Here is a 16,622-nt window from a genome sequence, read left to right as displayed (position 1 = left end):
ACAACTTAGAGAGTTTGTCTTTTGTTCCTTTAGATACAGAGTTGAGATTAATTTTTAGTTGATACACCACAGGTATTTGATTCTTTCTTTTTTCTTTAGTTTGCTGTAGTGTTTGTTTAATCTTTTCAGCTTTTGTCACCGTTTAAACTCCTCTATGTGACTTCTTGCTACTTTTATTATACACATTCATCACCAGACTAACTTAAGCCATTCATCACAATCCCATAAATGGAATGTGCTTTCTGGCTTGTTTTTTTGTAAACTCAACGTCGAAGAAACTGGACCCGGTGAATTTTTCCTGGACGAAAGTACACGAAAGGTTGTATTCAAAGGTTATAATGATTGACAATCATATTGACAAACTCCTGAGAAAGTTTTGGATCAAATTGAGATCCGCTACAGCGTCTGATTTCTTCGACTGCTTCTTGAATACTCATCGCTTTTTTATACGGTCGATCTGATGTCATGGCATCAAAACTGTCTGCCAGGCTCAGTATCCTTGATTCAAACGGTATCTGCTCACCAACAAGACCTTCTGGATAACCTTTGCCATCGTATCTTTCGTGATGATATCTCACGATATTTGCGATATCTTCAAGACCAGCTTCAACGAGTAGTTCATAACTTTTCACCGGATGGATTTTCACATATTCGTACTCTTCAGATGAAAGATATCCATTTTTGTTCAAAATCTGCTGAGCAACAAAGATTTTCCCCACATCGTGTACAAGACCCGCCCAGTAGAGTTTACGGATCACATCTTTTTCCAACTTGAGCCATTCTGCAAATTTTGCAGCGTAGTTTGCAACATTTTCTGAGTGACCTCTTGTGTAATAATCGTAGTATTCAAGTGCCTTGGTCATAACAACAAGTAGTCTTCTGTGGAATATTCCCTGCTCTCTTATGTAACTTCTCAACGAAAGAAAGGCAGATATTAAATCGGCAAGCCTTTGTAAATCTTTCTCAGAAGTAGATGGGTTATTTATACTGTAAAATAGCACTCCATGGATCGTATTTGTTGACTTTATAAGCTGTAATTTACATTCACCTGTTTTTTCAAAAGGCTCTTCACAAACCTGCAATGCTATCTTTTTCATTTTCTCATTCAAGGACTGATCCTGAAAGTCTATAAATTCATCAATTCTTTGAGATATCACCCTATCATCGCGGCAGATCACAAACAATGTCTTACCCTGTTCACTTGATCTCAAAGCTACTCCTATATGATCTGTATTTGCGTACTTTTTAAAGATTCTGAGTAAATCGAACAAGAAGTCTTTCTCCTGAATACTTTCATAAGTCATCTTCGAGGCAATATCTAAGAGCTCGATAAATGCATTTTGAAACTCAAGCATCCGCCTGTTTGTCTGCTCAAGCTCTTTGTTGGTCTGAACGAGTTCTTCGTTCATGGCTTCTAATTCCTCAAAAGATGCTCTCAGTTCTTCGTTTAAAGCATCGAGCTCTTCATTTGCCGCTACAAGTTCCTGGTTTTTCATGTTCAGCTCTGCTGTCTTTTTTTCCACCATTCTGGCAAGATGGCGGTTCAAAAACAAAACCATTATAAAAATGCCAGTAAAAACCGCCGCACCAATAGCCAGTGAATACCAGACCCATAGCGGAATAAAATAAGTCGGTTTGACAAAAGGACCGATTGCATTTTGCAGTTCTTTTTTGGTTATTTGGGATAGACCTTTGTTTATGATCTGGGCAATATCATTTCTGTTGGCTGGAAAGGCAAAGTAGACTTGCTGAATTGAAACAGGTGGAAGTGATGAAAACTGGTGAAAAATCCCCTCTTTTATCATATAAAACTGTGCTGGAAGATCATCCATTATAAAAACATCGATACCGCCGGATTTGGCGTCTAAAATCATATCCTTGTTGTTTTCATAGTATTTGAAGACTACGGAAGGATTTTTTGATCTGAGCAACTGCTCGTTTGCATCGGACCTGACCACTCCAACCAAATAAGGTGTTAGATCTGAAAAAGACTTTATGTTCAAAGATTTTCTGAAATACACCCTGCTTTCAAGATTCATCACCGGTTCTGAAAAAAGAAAGATTTTCTCCCTTTCTGGAGTTTTGAAGATGAAATTAATCATATCTGCCTGATTTGACTGGAGTTTTTCCAGGGCTTGAGAAAATGGCATCAGTTCTATTTCAAAAGAAACGCCAGTTTTCTTTTCAAGTAATTCCAGTATTTGAACCGTTATTCCAGCGGGTTTTCCTGTTTCATCCATCCAGATGAATGGAGGATAATCTTCACCGCTCACAAACCTTATCGTTTCCAGACCAAAAATAAATACTGGAAAAACAAGTAAAAAAACAATATACATCTTTTTCATGGAAGAACATCCCCTCATATCGATAAATCAACTACAATTTTACCACAACAACTGTTATAATTTGTGAAAGAGTGGAGGTGTCAGATGTGAGATTTTCTCAGCTATACGCACCGACTTTGAAGGAAGCTCCTTCAGATGCCGAGGTTGTAAGTCATGCGCTTTTGTACAGAGCGGGTTTTATAAGAAAGGTTGCCGCCGGCGTTTACTCATACCTGCCACTGGCAAAAAGAACACTTTCAAAGATCGAAAAAATAGTGAGAGAACAGATGAATGCCATAGGAGCTCAGGAAGTTTCAATGCCGATTATCCAACCAGCAGAGCTCTGGAAGATCACAGGTCGGTGGGAAGATTACGGACCAGAGATGATGAAACTGAAAGACAGACACGACAGGGAATTCACACTTGGTCCAACACATGAAGAGGTGTTCACCCAAATCGTCAAAGACGAACTTCGCTCTTACAAACAGCTACCCGTTTTTCTGTACCAAATAGGTCCCAAATACAGAGATGAAATCAGACCAAGGTTTGGACTTCTCAGAGCAAGGGAGTTCATCATGAAAGATGGATACAGCTTTCACGACAGTCAAGAATCTTTGGATGAAACTTATCAGGCGTGTACAAGAGCTTACAGCAAAATTGCCGAAGCGATTGGTTTGAAGTACGTTATCACCGAAGCTGCATCTGGAGCCATAGGAGGCAGTGAATCTCACGAGTTTGTGAGCTTTGCACCGGTTGGTGAGACAAACCTGCTGAGATGTGAAAAATGTGGATATTCATCGAACGATGAACAGGCACCATATAAAGGTGAATATCTCAAAGACGACAGTACTGAAAAACCACTGAGCATAGTCCACACGCCAAATGTGAAAACAGTCGAGCAGGTTGCACAGTTTTTGAATGTCAAAGCCAGTCAGGTAGTGAAATCTCTTCTTTTTGTTGGTAGAAACGGTTTTGTGATGGCTCTGATTCAGGGTGATAGAGAACTGAATGTCGAGAAGTTGAAAGTTCACATGAACGACCAATCTCTAAGGCTTGCAGAACCAGATGAAGTTTTCGAAGTCTTCAAGGTTCCAATAGGTTTCATAGGACCTGTCGGTATAAAAGATGTTCGCGTAGTTGCAGATCACGGCATAAAGTTCATGAAAAATGTGGTTGTCGGTGGAATGAAACAGGATTATCACTACATCAACGCCAACCCTGGCAGAGATTTCTCTGTCGATTCTTATACAGATCTGCGCGTAGTTCAGGCAAATGATCCGTGTCCAAATTGTGGATCACCCCTGATTGGCTCCAAGGGAATAGAACTCGGTCATGTTTTCAAACTCGGCACGAAATATTCCAGATCCATGAATGCGCTGTACATGGATCAGAATGGAGAACAAAGACCTTTCATAATGGGATGTTACGGCTGGGGTGTTTCAAGAACGATGGCTGCGGTCGTAGAGCAGTTGCACGACGAAGACGGCATCATCTGGCCAAGGTCGGTCTCACCTTTCGAGGTGATAATAACCGTTGTTTCAATTCAAGATCAGGCTCAAAAACACCTGTCAGAAGATGTCTACAGATCTTTGATGGAGAATGGTTTAGAGGTTTTATTGGACGATAGAGAGATCTCACCGGGAATGAAGTTCAAAGACGCCGACCTGATCGGTTTTCCATTGAGAATAACGGTTGGGAAAGCACTTGCAGAAGGTTTTGTAGAATTGAAGATGAGAAATCAACAAAAGCCGTTTAAGATCAAAGCCGATACCGGCACGATTATCTCAAAGGTCATCCAGATGCTCGATGAATACGATCCACACAGGAAGGTGTGAAAATGGGATTTTTTGAAAAACTGAGAGCAGGGCTCACAAAGGCAAGAAAGACTTTTTTTGAAGGACTTTCACAGCTTTTGAAAGGAAAGAAAATAAGCGACCAGGTACTTGAGGAACTTGAAGAAAGGTTGATAGCAGCAGATGTGGGATATGAAACGACACAGTACATACTTGAAAAACTCAAACAGACTCAAACAGATGACGCATATAGTGCGCTCAAAGAAATTCTCGTTGAACTTCTTTCTAATGACAACGAAGTTGATTTACAATCTCATACACCCTTTGTGATAACCATCGTCGGAGTTAACGGTACAGGAAAAACCACTACCGCGGCAAAGCTGGCTGCGTATTTTAAATCTCTTGGTAAGACAGTTGTTCTGGGTGCGGCAGACACCTTCAGGGCTGCCGCAATTGAACAGTTAGAAGAACTTGGACGCAGAATCGACTGCACTGTGATAAGCCACGATGAAGGAGCAGATTCGGCTGCTGTTGCATTCGACACAGTGAACCATGCAAAAGCAAAGCAAAAAGACATAGTAATCATCGATACCGCTGGCAGATTGCACACCAAAAAAAATCTCATGGAAGAGCTCAGAAAAGTTCACAGAGTTATTGGCAAAGTGGTTGAAGGGGCACCTCATGAAGTTCTCTTAGTGATAGATGCAACAACCGGACAAAATGGACTCATACAAGCCAGGACCTTCAAAGAGATGGTCAACGTGACAGGTGTTGTGGTGACAAAACTCGACGGTACTGCCAAAGGCGGTATTGCACTGGCGATTAAAAAAGAACTGGACCTTGCAATAAAATTCATTGGAGTTGGAGAAGGCATCGAAGATCTCAGACCATTCAACGCGAAAGAATTTGTGGACGCTCTGCTGGACTGATTCACCAGCGTGCATGATGTTCTTCAGCCCAGCCGATGGCATCTCTTATTATGTATGCCTTTCTATTTTCATCCCTCACAAAACCCTTAAAAGTGCCTATCATCTGATTGACATTCGAGTAAAGTATTAAAAGATTTGTTTTGGCTGTGCGATGGTAAAAAGGTTGAAATTCCAGATCGATGTCATCCGAATCCTTTGAATAGATATGCCATGGTTTCATCAAATCATGATCATCATATTTGAAAATCACATCACTTATTACTTTTGTGAGCCTGCCGTTGATCAGGATGGCATTTTCATTGGTACCCGTGTTATCAGTCCATCCGGCTCCTATATTCGCACCCACAATTGTTCCGTCGTCCAGATGCGTCGCGAAATTCGCCCAGTTCCAGAAAGTTGAATATTTCCACACACCTGTACCGAAATCCAATGTGGCAAATGTTTCATTCAGATCAAGAGTATAGATTTTTTCTCCAACAGAGATTTCTCCGCGTGCCTGCAGGCAAAACTGCTTGCTTGTGTATTGAAACCTTCGCCAGCTCCATGGAACAACGACATTCAAAGATTCCGTATCCGCATGAAAGACCTCAATGTGAGCCTTCACATCTTTTTCTTCAGAGTTGGTGAACTGTGATTCAATAACCGTTGTCCCAGAATGTCTTTTAAAGCTCACTTTCATCTTCTTTGAATTGAAAACGACATTTTCATCAATCCTTTGGGGTATGTTACAGCCTATACCGAACGGTGTTATAACAGTTTGCTCAAAAAATTCCTTTGTGCCAAAGTCAAGAAAATAACAAAAAACAACTCCGATATAATCCAGATTGGAAATCGTTGCCGAGAAAAGACATTGCTGGTTGAAAACAGCCCAGTAATGCCATCTCTTTTTTCTGAGAAAATGATCTGTGAGATTACAGTTTATCAGAGGTTTTCTTGACCATCCAAGCGCTGAAGGATTCAACCTGCCACCTTTCAAGCAAAAGTCAACAGGTTCGGTTATCTCAACGCTCTGTTTTTTCACATCAGTTCACCTCTTATCTTATCCACAAGAGACTTCGCCGTTTTAGTCCAAGCCACACCACCAAGACCTGTCTCACGGAGTTCTTCAGGCAACAATTTACCAACCCTTGCCATCGCTTCAACAACCTCATCGAATGGTATTACACTCTCTATTCCGGAAAGTGCCATTTCCGCTGTGGCAATTGCGATGTTCACCGCAACCGCATTTCTTTTCACACATGGCACTTCGACAAATCCTCCAACCGGATCACAGACAAGTCCCATCATCGATTTGAGAGACAGAGCTGCGGCGTGCGACACCTTTTTGCTGTCTTTTGAAAAACTGTACACCGCCATTGAGCTTGCCATGGCAGTTGCGGTGCCAATCTCTGCCTGACAGCCAGAGACGGCTCCTGAAATTGAGGCTCGTTCTGCTATGAATTTTCCAATTGCACCGGCGACTATCAGACCATCGACGAGCAATTCTTCACAAACACCTTTAACTTTTTTGAGTGCATACGCCATGGCTGGTACTACACCACAGGAACCGGCTGTGGGACAGGCAACTATTCTACCCATCGAAGCATTCGCTTCAGCTATAGAAAGCGCCGTGATCATTGCTATGTAGTTGAATTCTCCAATCATCTGGGGACTGTACTGAGCAAAGAGAAAAGCGTTGTTACCACACATTCCTGTGAGTGTTTTGTGGCTCTTTGCAAAATTTTTCTCGGATATATCAAGCATTTCCTTTAAAAACACTTTTGTTTTACTTCTCAAATCAACAGGGTCTGATCCATCTTCCATCATTTGCGAGAGCAGTATCACTTCATGTAATGGCTGTCCTATCTTATTTTCTAACTCGATCAAATCGCTGAGATTCATCGACATCACCCGAAAAAGTCGTCTTTTGGTACAAAATAACACTCAAGAACAGAAGGTAGTCTTAAAAGTTCGTTTAAGTCTTGGGGCGGCGAGTCGAGCTCTATTATCGTCAGGGCTTTTGCCTGAAGCAGATTTATCCTTCTAAGGTACAAATTTGCTATATTCGCCTTTAACTTTGCCAGAATCTGTGATAGAGCACCTGGCTCATCTTTGTTGACAATTATAAGGGTGTCATAGGACCAGCTCAAATCGCACTCAACATCGTCTATTCTGGTGATCTTTATCATTCCACCACCGATTGAACAGCCTTCTACCTCGTGCTGATTTTTCTGTGTCTGAACTCTGACCTTTACCGTGTTCGGGTGGACGTTACCAAGATCGACAGCAGTGAAAGAATATTTCAAACCATTTTCTTTTGCCAGAAGATGTGAATCTCTGATTCTCTCATCATCGTATCTCAATCCCATTATACCGGCTAAGAGTGCCCTATCAGTTCCATGACCTTTAAAGGTCTGGGCAAAGGACCCATGAAGAAAAAAATTCACCTGTTCTGGTATCCGACCGAGCATTTGATATACGAATTTCGAAATTCTCATTGCACCGAGCGTGTGAGAGCTCGAAGGTCCCACCATAACCGGTCCTATTATCTGCAAAAAATTCACAGACTCACCTCAAATCAGTAAAATAGTTTTGCCAGATTTCTGAGCTGTTCATCCACTATTTTCACATTGATCATTGTTTCAGAGTATGGCACTTCTGTTACAGTCAATCCTCTCATGCCAAGTGCATGATAAACTCTTGCCGATCTGACCATTTCCACAGCACGCGTTGACATCTGTGTTGCGATTATTCTGTCCATACAGACGGGGCTTCCACCCCTCTGTAAATATCCAAGATTTGTGTATCTCCATTCTATCCCGATATCTTTCAACTGCCTTTCAATGTAGATACCGACAACTTCTGCCGCAGGTGTTTTTTCATCGGTTTCAGTGAACTGATAAATTTCCTTGGGTAAAACCGTTCCACTTTCAACGACGACAATTGAGAATCTCTTTTGGCTTTCATACCGTTTACGGATCTTTCTGATAAGATCATCCGGGTCAAAAGATTCGGCGTTTGTCACAACGTAATCTGCTCCACCGGCAAGTCCACCTGTGACTGCTATCCAGCCACCCGGCTTTCCCATCGTCTCGACTATCATGACCCTGTGATGGGATTCTGCAGTCGCATGAAGCATATCAAGCGCTTCTTTCACATGTTCAATCGCCGTGAAAAAGCCTATCGAGAAATCTGTAAACGGTAAGTCATTATCTATGGTAGCCGGCACGAGAACGGAAGGAATATTCGCTCTGGCAAGTCTCAGAGCGGCTTTTACACCAAGCCTGCCACCGAATATGAGCAAAGAGGTTATGGAGTATTGTTCGAATTTTTTTGCGACTTTTTGAATATCCTCATCTTCCTGTGGGACAAAAAGAGATGTACCAAGAATCGTTCCACCACGGTGCAGTATACCAGAGACCGAAGACTTGGTCAAAACATCGATCTTATCGGTTAGAAAACCTTCAAAACCATCTTTTACACCCAAGATCTCAATACCGATTTCAGAACCTTTCACAACCGATGCCCTGATCGCCGCATTCAATCCCGGGCAGTCATTCCCCACACACAATAAAGCTATCCTTTTCATAAACCTACCTCCCAGCCAGAGAAGCTATTACCACCGATGTAATCGCCATGAGCTTGATGAGAATGTTTATAGAAGGTCCCGATGTGTCTTTGAGAGGATCTCCAACGGTGTCACCTATCACCGCAGCTTTGTGCGCTATAGAACCCTTTCCACCATAATTTCCCTCTTCGATGTATTTTTTTGCATTATCCCATGCTCCACCCGAATTTGCCATGAAAATCGCAACCATAACTCCACAAACCGTTGAACCAATCAGTACACCAGCAGTTCCAGCAGCACCCAGTACAAAATAACTCAAAACAGGAGTTAAAACCGCAAGCAGAGATGGAAAGACCATTCTTCTAAGAGCACCTTTTGTCGCAATCTGTATACAGCGGTTGTAATCAGGTTTTGCCTGTCCTGAAACCAGACCGGGAATTTCTTTGATCTGCCGTCTGATCTCTTCAACCATCTCATCCGCAGCATCTCCCACCGCCTTCATGGTGAGAGCACAGAACAAAAATGGAAGCATTGCACCAACCAAAGCTCCCGTGAAAAGAGAAGGATCTTTTATGTCAATGGTACTCAAATGAGTGACATTGGCATAGTTGGAAAAAAGTGCAAGTGAAGTCAATGCCGCAGATGTTATTGCAAAACCTTTTCCCATCGCCGCGGTGGTATTGCCAACTGCATCAAGCTGATCTGTGACCTGTCGCGCACCTTCCTCGAGTTTCGCCATCTGGGCAATTCCACCGGCGTTATCCGCTATAGGACCGTATGCATCAATCGAAAGATTCATACCAAGCGTAGACAACATTCCAACAGCAGAAAGAGCCACTCCGAAAAGCCCAAGCAGTTTGTAAGAAAAAAGAATAGCGACAACTATGAGTATTGTAACAACCGTTGTAGATTCCATACCAAGCGCAAGACCACTGATCAATATATTCGACGGTCCTGTCGTGGCAGATCTTGCAAGGTTTGCAACCTTTTTACCTGAGGTGTAAAGTTCGGTTAAAAACCCCACACTGATCCCAACAAAAACCCCAAAGAGAACCACAAGAAAGATTTCAATCCAGTGCAGAAAGAGTGAATAAATCAGTACCAAGCTCAACAGCAAGATGCTGGACAGGATTGTTCCAAATCTCAGTGCCGATGACGGGTGTTTGAACCTCTGCACGGCGAGATTTGTCACTATTACAGAGATAACGGAACTCGACAGCCCACAGATCACGATGAACAATACAGCTTTAGTGGCTTTTTCACTGTTCATGAAACTAGCAAGCGCAAGCGCTGAGAAGATCGATCCGACATAAGACTCGTACAAGTCGGCACCCATTCCAGCAACATCGCCAACGTTGTCACCAACGTTATCTGCTATCACTGCCGGGTTCCTCGGATCGTCCTCGGGCAAGTTTGCTTCGGTCTTGCCGACTATGTCAGCTCCGACATCGGCGGCTTTTGTGTATATACCTCCACCGACCCTTGCAAAGAGAGCCACAAAAGACGCACCAAGTGAATAATAGCTGACACAGGTCATATCACCGGTGAGCTCGTAAACAAACCCAAGACCGAGCAAGCCAAGTGCGGAAACTGTGAGTCCCATCACCGCACCACCGCTGAAAGCTACTCTCAAAGCCGCTGTCATACCAGACAGCGCAGCCCAGCTCGTGCGCGCATTGGATTTAGTGGCAATTGTCATACCAAAGAAACCGGCAAGAGTTGAAAAAACAGCACCGGTGAGAAATGAAACCGCCACAATCCAGCCAAGAAAGACAAACAGAAGAAAAGCAAGAGCAAAAACCGCCGGAAAGAAAACCAAGTATTCAGCAAATAAAAACGATCTTGCACCTTTTTGAATGATCTGTGAGAGCTCAATCGTTTGTGCATTTCCAGGGCTGTTGTCCAGGATCTTGAAGGTCAAAAAAATCACGTACGCTATAGTAGCTGCAGCTACTAAGAACAACACGAACAAAGCCTGCACCCCCTTGAAAAATTTTCTGATATTTATATGATATCTGAATTAACCAATCCGTGCAAGGAGATCGAAAAAAAGTTTGCCTGCCACTTCAATCAATTCATCTTTGAATTTGAAAAACACAGTTTTTTGTTCAACGATCGGCAAACCGTCCATTTCAGCACGGAGCAGCACATATGGACCTTCAAAGGTTTTTCTCACAACTACAATACCTGTTTTAACATACATTTTGCAAGAAGTCTCCATCTTCTACAAGATGAAGATGAATTGTGATTGACAAATAATCCGTTTCGTTGAATAATAAAGCTGGTGATAACAAAGTTATTGTCTTATCACAACTGGTGGAGCTTCAGTTGAAGTAATTAAAAAGTATATCGAAAGCCAAGGTGAAAGAAAAAATGCTCAAAGCATATAAGTTTCGTATATATCCAAATAAAGACCAAAAAGAGTTTTTTGCAAAAACATTTGGCTGTTGCAGATTTGTATGGAACCTGATGCTGGAAGAAAAACTTGAAGCATTAAGACAGGGTAGGAAGATTCCAATGATAACTCCAGCAAAGTACAAAGAGCAGTACCCTTTTCTAAAAGAAGTAGATAGTCTTGCTCTTGCAAATGTTCAGCTTCAACAAGAGAAAGCATTTAGAGATCATTTCAATAATCCAAAACATTTTGGACTTTTGAAGTTCAAGAGAAAGAAAGACAAACAGTCATACACGACGAATAATCAGAAGACCAAAAGTGGAACTGAGACAATCAAGGTAGATTTTGAAAAAGGGCTTTTGTATTTGCCGAAGATAAAAAGTGGAATACAAGTTGAATTTCACAGGAGATTTGAAGGGAGAATAAAATCAGCAACAGTTGTTAACACAAGAGCGGGCAGGTATTATGTAAGCATACTTGTAGATGAGCAGAACCAAGGGAATAAAGTTAAAGAGCCACAGAATTTCATTTGTGGGATAGATCTTGGGTTGAAGAATTTTGCCACGATTGTAAATGACACAAAGTGTTTAAAGATTGAACATCCAAAATACCTAATAAAAGCTGAAAAGAGACTGAAAAAGTTACAGAGAAAACTATCAAGGAAGAAAAAGGGTTCTAAGAATAGGGAGAAAGCGAGAGAAAAACTTGCCAAAGAGTATGAGTATGTAAGAAATGCAAGAGAAGATTTTTTGCACAAATTATCGAAAACCATCATAGACGAGAACCAAGTTGTGGTGGTTGAGAATTTGAATGTAAAAGGGTTATCAAGGACAGAACTTTCAAAGTATGTTCTGGACAGCAGTTGGTCAAGGTTTATAAGTTTTCTTAAGTACAAGGCAGAATGGTATGGAAGGGAATTAATAGAAGCAGATAGGACATTTGCATCATCTAAAATGTGTAGCAAATGTGGGTATGTCTATAAGGAGTTGAAATTAAAAGATAGGGTATGGAAATGTCCTGAATGTGGAGAAGTTCATGACAGGGACGAGAATGCAGCTAAGAACTTAAGAGATTATGGATATAGGTATATAAGAAACAAAGTAGGGTGGGAACCACCCGAATTTACGCCTGTGGAGATTGGACCTCTACCATCATGGACAAAACCATGGTGGCAAGTCTGGTCGATGAAGCAGGAAGCCGTCTCCTCTTTAGGTGGACGGTAGTTCACTGTAATCGATCAAGATTCTCTGTGTCTCATATTCCAGAAAAGCAAGTTCAGGTTTTTGATGCAAAAGATGTCTCAGTTCTATTTCGTTCAAAGTCGACCTCCTTGATAGAGTTTTCAAATAGCTGAACTATCATATCTATTTCCTGATAAGTGATGTTCAAGGGTGGTAAGAAACGTACAACATTTCGGCTGACCGTGTTCAGCAAAAGTCCATTTTTAAAAGCCACCTGTTTTAATTTTTCTGGATCAACATTAACTTCCACACCAACCATCAAGCCAAGCCCTCTGACATCTTTTATGAGTCCGTTATTTATGAATTTGAGTTCATTCTTCAGATATTCACCTTTTTGTCTTACCTCTGCAATCAGTGAATCGTTGATCTTACTCAGCACGACATTTGCACCTGCCAGAGCAATGGGATTTGGTGCGAAGGTTGAGCCGTGTTCTGAATACTGAAAGACATCCATCAGATCATCTAAGAAGATGGTTGCTCCAATCGGAAGTCCGCCTCCAAGAGCCTTTGCAAGGGTGATGATATCTGGCTTTAGTTCAAAGTGTTCATAACAGAAGAATCTACCAGTCCTGCCAAGTCCAGATTGAACTTCATCAACAACGAGCAGGAAACCAGATTTTTCCTTCAGTTCCATGATAGTCTTTGCCATATTGTTAGAAATCAACCTCAAGCCTCCAGTACCAAGGAGACACTCAACAAAAACACCTGCTACCTGGTTTTGTTCCACGAATTTTCTGAATGAATCTGGATCGTTATGAGGCAAAAATGCTATGTCCGGTAAAAGTGGAAGGAATGGTTCTCTGAGATTTGAAAATCCTGTTATCGAGAGAGAGCCAAGAGTTCTGCCGTGAAAATTTTGATCAAAAGCCACAATTGTACCCTTTTTAAATTTCTTAACAGCTTTCAATGCCGCTTCATTTGCCTCTGTTCCTGAGTTTGAAAAGAAAACTTTTCCCCTTCTTCTTGTTCTCTGAACGAGTTTTGCTGCAACAATTTCTGCGTCTTCATCGAGAAAGAAATTACAGATATGGGTGTATCGCTTCATTTTCTGGATCATCGCATTTTCAATATCTCTGTCAGAATGACCAAACGCCAGAACTCCTATACCCGAAAACGTGTCGATGAACCTCTTTCCGTCTTTTGTGTAAAGGTAAATCCCATGCGCATGATCAATCTGCAGGTCAAAAGGTTTGTAAACACCACATAAATGATTCACAAGAACACCCCCCGTTCTGTCGGTAAATTTCTCAAAGCCTCCACAATCTTGGTTTTTTCCCTGGTTTTCTCGTCAACCTTTTTGATGAACCTTGCCGGGATCCCCGCGACAACTGTGTATGGTTCCACATCATTTATAACGACTGCACCTGCTGCTACGACCGCTCCTTTTGATACCGTTACCCCTTCTAAAACAACTGCATTGGCACCAATCACCACATCATCCTCGATAACAACGGGTTTTGCGCTTGGTGGTTCTATAACACCAGCTATTACTGCACCGGCACCGATATGGCAGTTTTTACCAATGATCGCCCTCCCGCCCACCACGGCATTCATATCGATCATAGTTTTTTCACCAATTACCGCACCGATGTTTATAACCGCACCCATCATGATGACAGCTCCATCACCAATCTGAACCAGGTCTCGAATAACAGCCCCCGGTTCTATCCGTGCGTTGTATTTTGTTAAATCTGCCAGAGCAATGGCTGAGTTTCTCGCATGTACTTCAACGTGCATATCCTGGATTTTGTGGTGGTTTTGCTGGACAAATTTTGTGAGTTCTTCATAATCACCGACGACTATTCCAAAATCTTGCGTTCCAAAAAAACGAAGATTGCCAAAATCAATTCTTTTAAAATCGCCTTTCACGTAAGCAGTCACTGGAGTTTTCTTTTTCGATTTGCTGATTAGTTCGATAATTTCACTGGTTGTAAGATCCTGTGTCATTTGAGCCTTGACCATTTAAATCCCTCCTTTTAAAAAGAAAACCGGGCTACCTTTCTGGTAGCCCGGTGATCTTTTCTCCCTTGAGCCTGTGTGCTACAACAAATGCACACCGCCTTGCGTGATCACCGGGCGGTTGCACTTCTTAGCGTTCTTAACTTCTATAGAAATCTGTCCACAAACACTTTTTGTCATGTTCAAAAAATCTCCTTTCTTTTGGCAATATGATACTATTGTTGTTCAAGACCTGTGACTGAAGATATAGATAAGAATTGTTGAAGAAATTGTTAACATGTAATATCATGATCAAAGTATCCAGATAATAAATTCGATCAAAAAGGAACTGTTTTGATATGTATCGATTTTGTGAAACAAGAGATGGGTTATAATCAGTTGAATAAACTCATTTGAAGGGGTGTACGCAAATGGCTGAAAGAGTAGCTATACTTGTTGGTGGGGGTCCGGCGCCCGGTATCAACAGCGTCATAAATGCTGTCACAATTGAAGCAATCAACAACGGCTTAGAAGTGATAGGGATATACGACGGCTTTGAACATCTCATGAATGGTAGAACCGATATGATCCGTCATTTAACCATTTCAGATGTCTCACGAATTCATATCGAAGGCGGATCGATTTTGAGAACATCGAGGGCAAATCCCACCAAGAAAACCGAAGACCTTCAAAATGTCCTTAAGAGCCTCAAAGAACTGAGGATCAACTATTTAGTGACAATAGGTGGAGATGATACTGCATTTTCTGCCTCTGCAGTATCGAAAGCAAGTGAGGGTACGATTCGCGTCGCACACGTTCCAAAAACAATCGATAACGATCTGCCTCTACCCGGTGGTATGCCAACATTTGGGTTTGAAACTGCCCGGCACCTTGGCACTGAACTTGTGTACAATTTGATGCAGGATTCAAGGACAACAAACAGATGGTATTTCGTCGTTGCAATGGGTAGAAAAGCAGGACATCTGGCACTTGGCATAGGGAAGGCTGCAAGTGCAGCTCTGACTGTGATTGGTGAGGAATTCAGAAAAGAAAAAATAACTCTTGCACAAGTTTGCGATGTACTTGAAACCACAATACTCAAAAGACGTGTGCTTGGAAGAAATGACGGTCTTGCGATAATAGCCGAAGGTATAGGAGAGATGATAGACCCGCAGGAACTGGCAAGTATCCCGGGTGTCACAGTTGAACGAGATCCGCACGGACATATAAGATTGAGCGAGATTCCCTTAGCTACCATACTCAAGCGTGAAATTCAAAAACGCTTTGCACAAAGAGGAGAGAAGATCAACATAATAGATGTCACTCTTGGATATGAGTTGAGATGTGCAAGACCAATCCCGTTTGATATCGACTATACAAGAACCCTTGGATATGGTGCTATTAGATTCCTTCTCAAAGATTTTGAAAAGCATCTATCTGGTGGCATGATCTGTGTTGAAAATGGAAGAATCAGGGTGCTACCATTCGAAGAACTCATCGATCCAGCGACAGGCAGGACAAAGGTGCGCATGGTGGATATCAACTCCGAACACTACCGTGTAGCACGTAGCTACATGATAAGATTGACAAAAAAGGATTTACAGGACACCAATATGCTCACAAAACTGGCAAATGCAGCAAAAATGAGTACTGAAGAGTTTCTCAAAAAATTCGCGTGGGTTGCGGAAATATGAAAAAATCCCCCGGATATTGCCGGGGGATTTTGTTATTTCTTGGGTTTTTCTTTTTTTGTTTCCTTTGGTTTTTCCTCAGGTTTTTTTGGTTCAGGGTTCTTTGCACAAGCCATTTTCACACCCCCTATCTTACTCAAGAGTATAATCCATTTTTCTAAAAATGCAACAGCTTTCTGAAAAAATCTTTGATGGCTTTTGTTTGGACTAATCGATTAATTTTATGAATTCGCCAAGGGTTTTAACGCGTGGAAGATCTGTTAGATGTCTGTTATAAGACCAGTCCATTACCACTGCTTCAATGCCGTGGCTTATCAAATCATGCAAATGGTGTGGAGCGTCGTCCAAGGCAAGTTCTATTCCAAGTTCTTTGCAGAGCTGTCCTTTTTTTGGTGTGACGAAAACCTTTGGTGTCACACCCACGTGTTTTTCTATCCACAGAATCGTTTGCTCTTCAACGGTCCTGCCTTTTGTGGGAAAGCGGGAAGTAATGAAAATGATCTCATGTTTACCCGTTTGAATGATTTTTCTCAACAAAGACAGATCTTGCTGCGAAGCATAAACGGGCAGAGTTTCATAAAAATTCTCCGTCTCTCTGATCTTTTCCCACACAACCTGCTCCATTTCATAACTCAAGCCGGGAACGCATTTGTGAAAATCCCATACTGTTATCTGAACATCATCCGGTGTTTTAAAAAGCTCATGGCTCAACTGGAGAAATGCTTTGTTGAAATTGGTGAGCACATCATCAACATCTATCATCA

At 41.9% G+C, this 16,622-nt stretch carries 14 protein-coding genes and 1 pseudogene; 5 read left to right on the top strand and 10 right to left on the bottom strand.

Annotated features, from left to right (window positions below; genetic code table 11):
• Window positions 1-326 precede the first annotated feature (326 nt).
• Complete coding sequence (locus AC4E92_RS03390) at window positions 327-2,345, bottom strand: HD domain-containing phosphohydrolase (RefSeq protein ID WP_490239177.1); 2,019 nt, start codon at window positions 2,343-2,345, stop codon at window positions 327-329.
• A gap of 86 nt (window positions 2,346-2,431) precedes the next feature.
• On the opposite strand from AC4E92_RS03390, the gene AC4E92_RS03385 reads away from it, so the two are divergent.
• On the top strand, window positions 2,432-4,159 hold the full coding sequence (locus tag AC4E92_RS03385; RefSeq protein ID WP_490239176.1) for a proline--tRNA ligase: 1,728 nt from the start codon (window positions 2,432-2,434) through the stop codon (window positions 4,157-4,159).
• A 2-nt stretch (window positions 4,160-4,161) separates the two neighbouring features.
• Window positions 4,162-5,046: a signal recognition particle-docking protein FtsY gene (gene ftsY, locus AC4E92_RS03380; RefSeq protein WP_490239175.1), complete on the top strand. Its 885-nt coding sequence runs from the start codon at window positions 4,162-4,164 to the stop codon at window positions 5,044-5,046.
• Window position 5,047: 1 nt separating this feature from the next.
• Here ftsY and AC4E92_RS03375 read toward each other — a convergent pair whose 3' ends face one another.
• The 6 genes from AC4E92_RS03375 to AC4E92_RS03350 are packed head-to-tail and all read right to left on the bottom strand — an operon-like array spanning window position 5,048 to window position 10,796.
• Entirely contained in the window at window positions 5,048-6,067 is a 1,020-nt protein-coding gene (locus tag AC4E92_RS03375) for a DUF2804 domain-containing protein (protein WP_490239174.1), read from the bottom strand.
• Window positions 6,064-6,927 (bottom strand): L-serine ammonia-lyase, iron-sulfur-dependent, subunit alpha, encoded by an 864-nt coding sequence (locus AC4E92_RS03370; protein ID WP_490239173.1) that lies wholly within the window; start codon window positions 6,925-6,927, stop codon window positions 6,064-6,066. Before AC4E92_RS03370 ends, AC4E92_RS03375 begins: the two co-directional genes overlap by 4 nt.
• Window positions 6,928-6,932: 5 nt before the next feature.
• Window positions 6,933-7,589: an L-serine ammonia-lyase, iron-sulfur-dependent subunit beta gene (sdaAB, locus tag AC4E92_RS03365; protein ID WP_490239172.1), complete on the bottom strand. Its 657-nt coding sequence runs from the start codon at window positions 7,587-7,589 to the stop codon at window positions 6,933-6,935.
• Between the two features lie 14 nt (window positions 7,590-7,603).
• Window positions 7,604-8,614 (bottom strand): 6-phosphofructokinase, encoded by a 1,011-nt coding sequence (locus AC4E92_RS03360; protein ID WP_490239171.1) that lies wholly within the window; start codon window positions 8,612-8,614, stop codon window positions 7,604-7,606.
• 4 nt (window positions 8,615-8,618) lie between these two features.
• Window positions 8,619-10,565: a sodium-translocating pyrophosphatase gene (locus AC4E92_RS03355; RefSeq protein WP_490239170.1), complete on the bottom strand. Its 1,947-nt coding sequence runs from the start codon at window positions 10,563-10,565 to the stop codon at window positions 8,619-8,621.
• 48 nt (window positions 10,566-10,613) lie between these two features.
• Window positions 10,614-10,796 carry a hypothetical protein gene (locus tag AC4E92_RS03350; RefSeq protein ID WP_490239169.1) on the bottom strand — a complete coding sequence of 61 codons (183 nt, stop codon included), beginning with the start codon at window positions 10,794-10,796 and terminating at the stop codon, window positions 10,614-10,616.
• An 88-nt stretch (window positions 10,797-10,884) separates the two neighbouring features.
• On the opposite strand from AC4E92_RS03350, the pseudogene AC4E92_RS03345 reads away from it, so the two are divergent.
• Both AC4E92_RS03345 and AC4E92_RS03340 read left to right on the top strand, forming a co-directional pair.
• Window positions 10,885-10,983: pseudogene (locus AC4E92_RS03345) on the top strand (IS200/IS605 family transposase); the annotation flags it as partial.
• Window positions 10,967-12,211 carry an RNA-guided endonuclease TnpB family protein gene (locus AC4E92_RS03340; protein ID WP_490239168.1) on the top strand — a complete coding sequence of 415 codons (1,245 nt, stop codon included), beginning with the start codon at window positions 10,967-10,969 and terminating at the stop codon, window positions 12,209-12,211. The pseudogene AC4E92_RS03345 and the gene AC4E92_RS03340, both read left to right, overlap by 17 nt.
• A 52-nt stretch (window positions 12,212-12,263) precedes the next feature.
• Here the strand turns inward: AC4E92_RS03340 and AC4E92_RS03335 are convergent, their stop codons facing one another.
• Entirely contained in the window at window positions 12,264-13,445 is a 1,182-nt protein-coding gene (locus tag AC4E92_RS03335) for an aspartate aminotransferase family protein (protein WP_490239167.1), read from the bottom strand.
• Window positions 13,442-14,176: a 2,3,4,5-tetrahydropyridine-2,6-dicarboxylate N-acetyltransferase gene (gene dapD / locus AC4E92_RS03330; protein ID WP_490239187.1), complete on the bottom strand. Its 735-nt coding sequence runs from the start codon at window positions 14,174-14,176 to the stop codon at window positions 13,442-13,444. Before dapD ends, AC4E92_RS03335 begins: the two co-directional genes overlap by 4 nt.
• 422 nt (window positions 14,177-14,598) lie before the next feature.
• Here dapD and pfp point away from each other — a divergent pair, with 422 nt between their 5' ends.
• Entirely contained in the window at window positions 14,599-15,861 is a 1,263-nt protein-coding gene (gene pfp, locus AC4E92_RS03325; protein ID WP_490239166.1) for a diphosphate--fructose-6-phosphate 1-phosphotransferase, read from the top strand.
• A gap of 204 nt (window positions 15,862-16,065) precedes the next feature.
• Here the strand turns inward: pfp and AC4E92_RS03320 are convergent, their stop codons facing one another.
• A complete protein-coding gene (locus AC4E92_RS03320; protein WP_490239186.1) occupies window positions 16,066-16,620 on the bottom strand; it encodes a 5' nucleotidase, NT5C type in 555 nt (184 codons plus the stop codon).
• Window positions 16,621-16,622: the final 2 nt, after the last annotated feature.

Source organism: Pseudothermotoga sp., from assembly GCF_031962025.1.
Lineage (GTDB): Bacteria > Thermotogota > Thermotogae > Thermotogales > DSM-5069 > Pseudothermotoga_B.
Note: the sequence above shows the minus strand (reverse complement) of the source record. Positions and strands in the feature narration are given on the sequence as shown.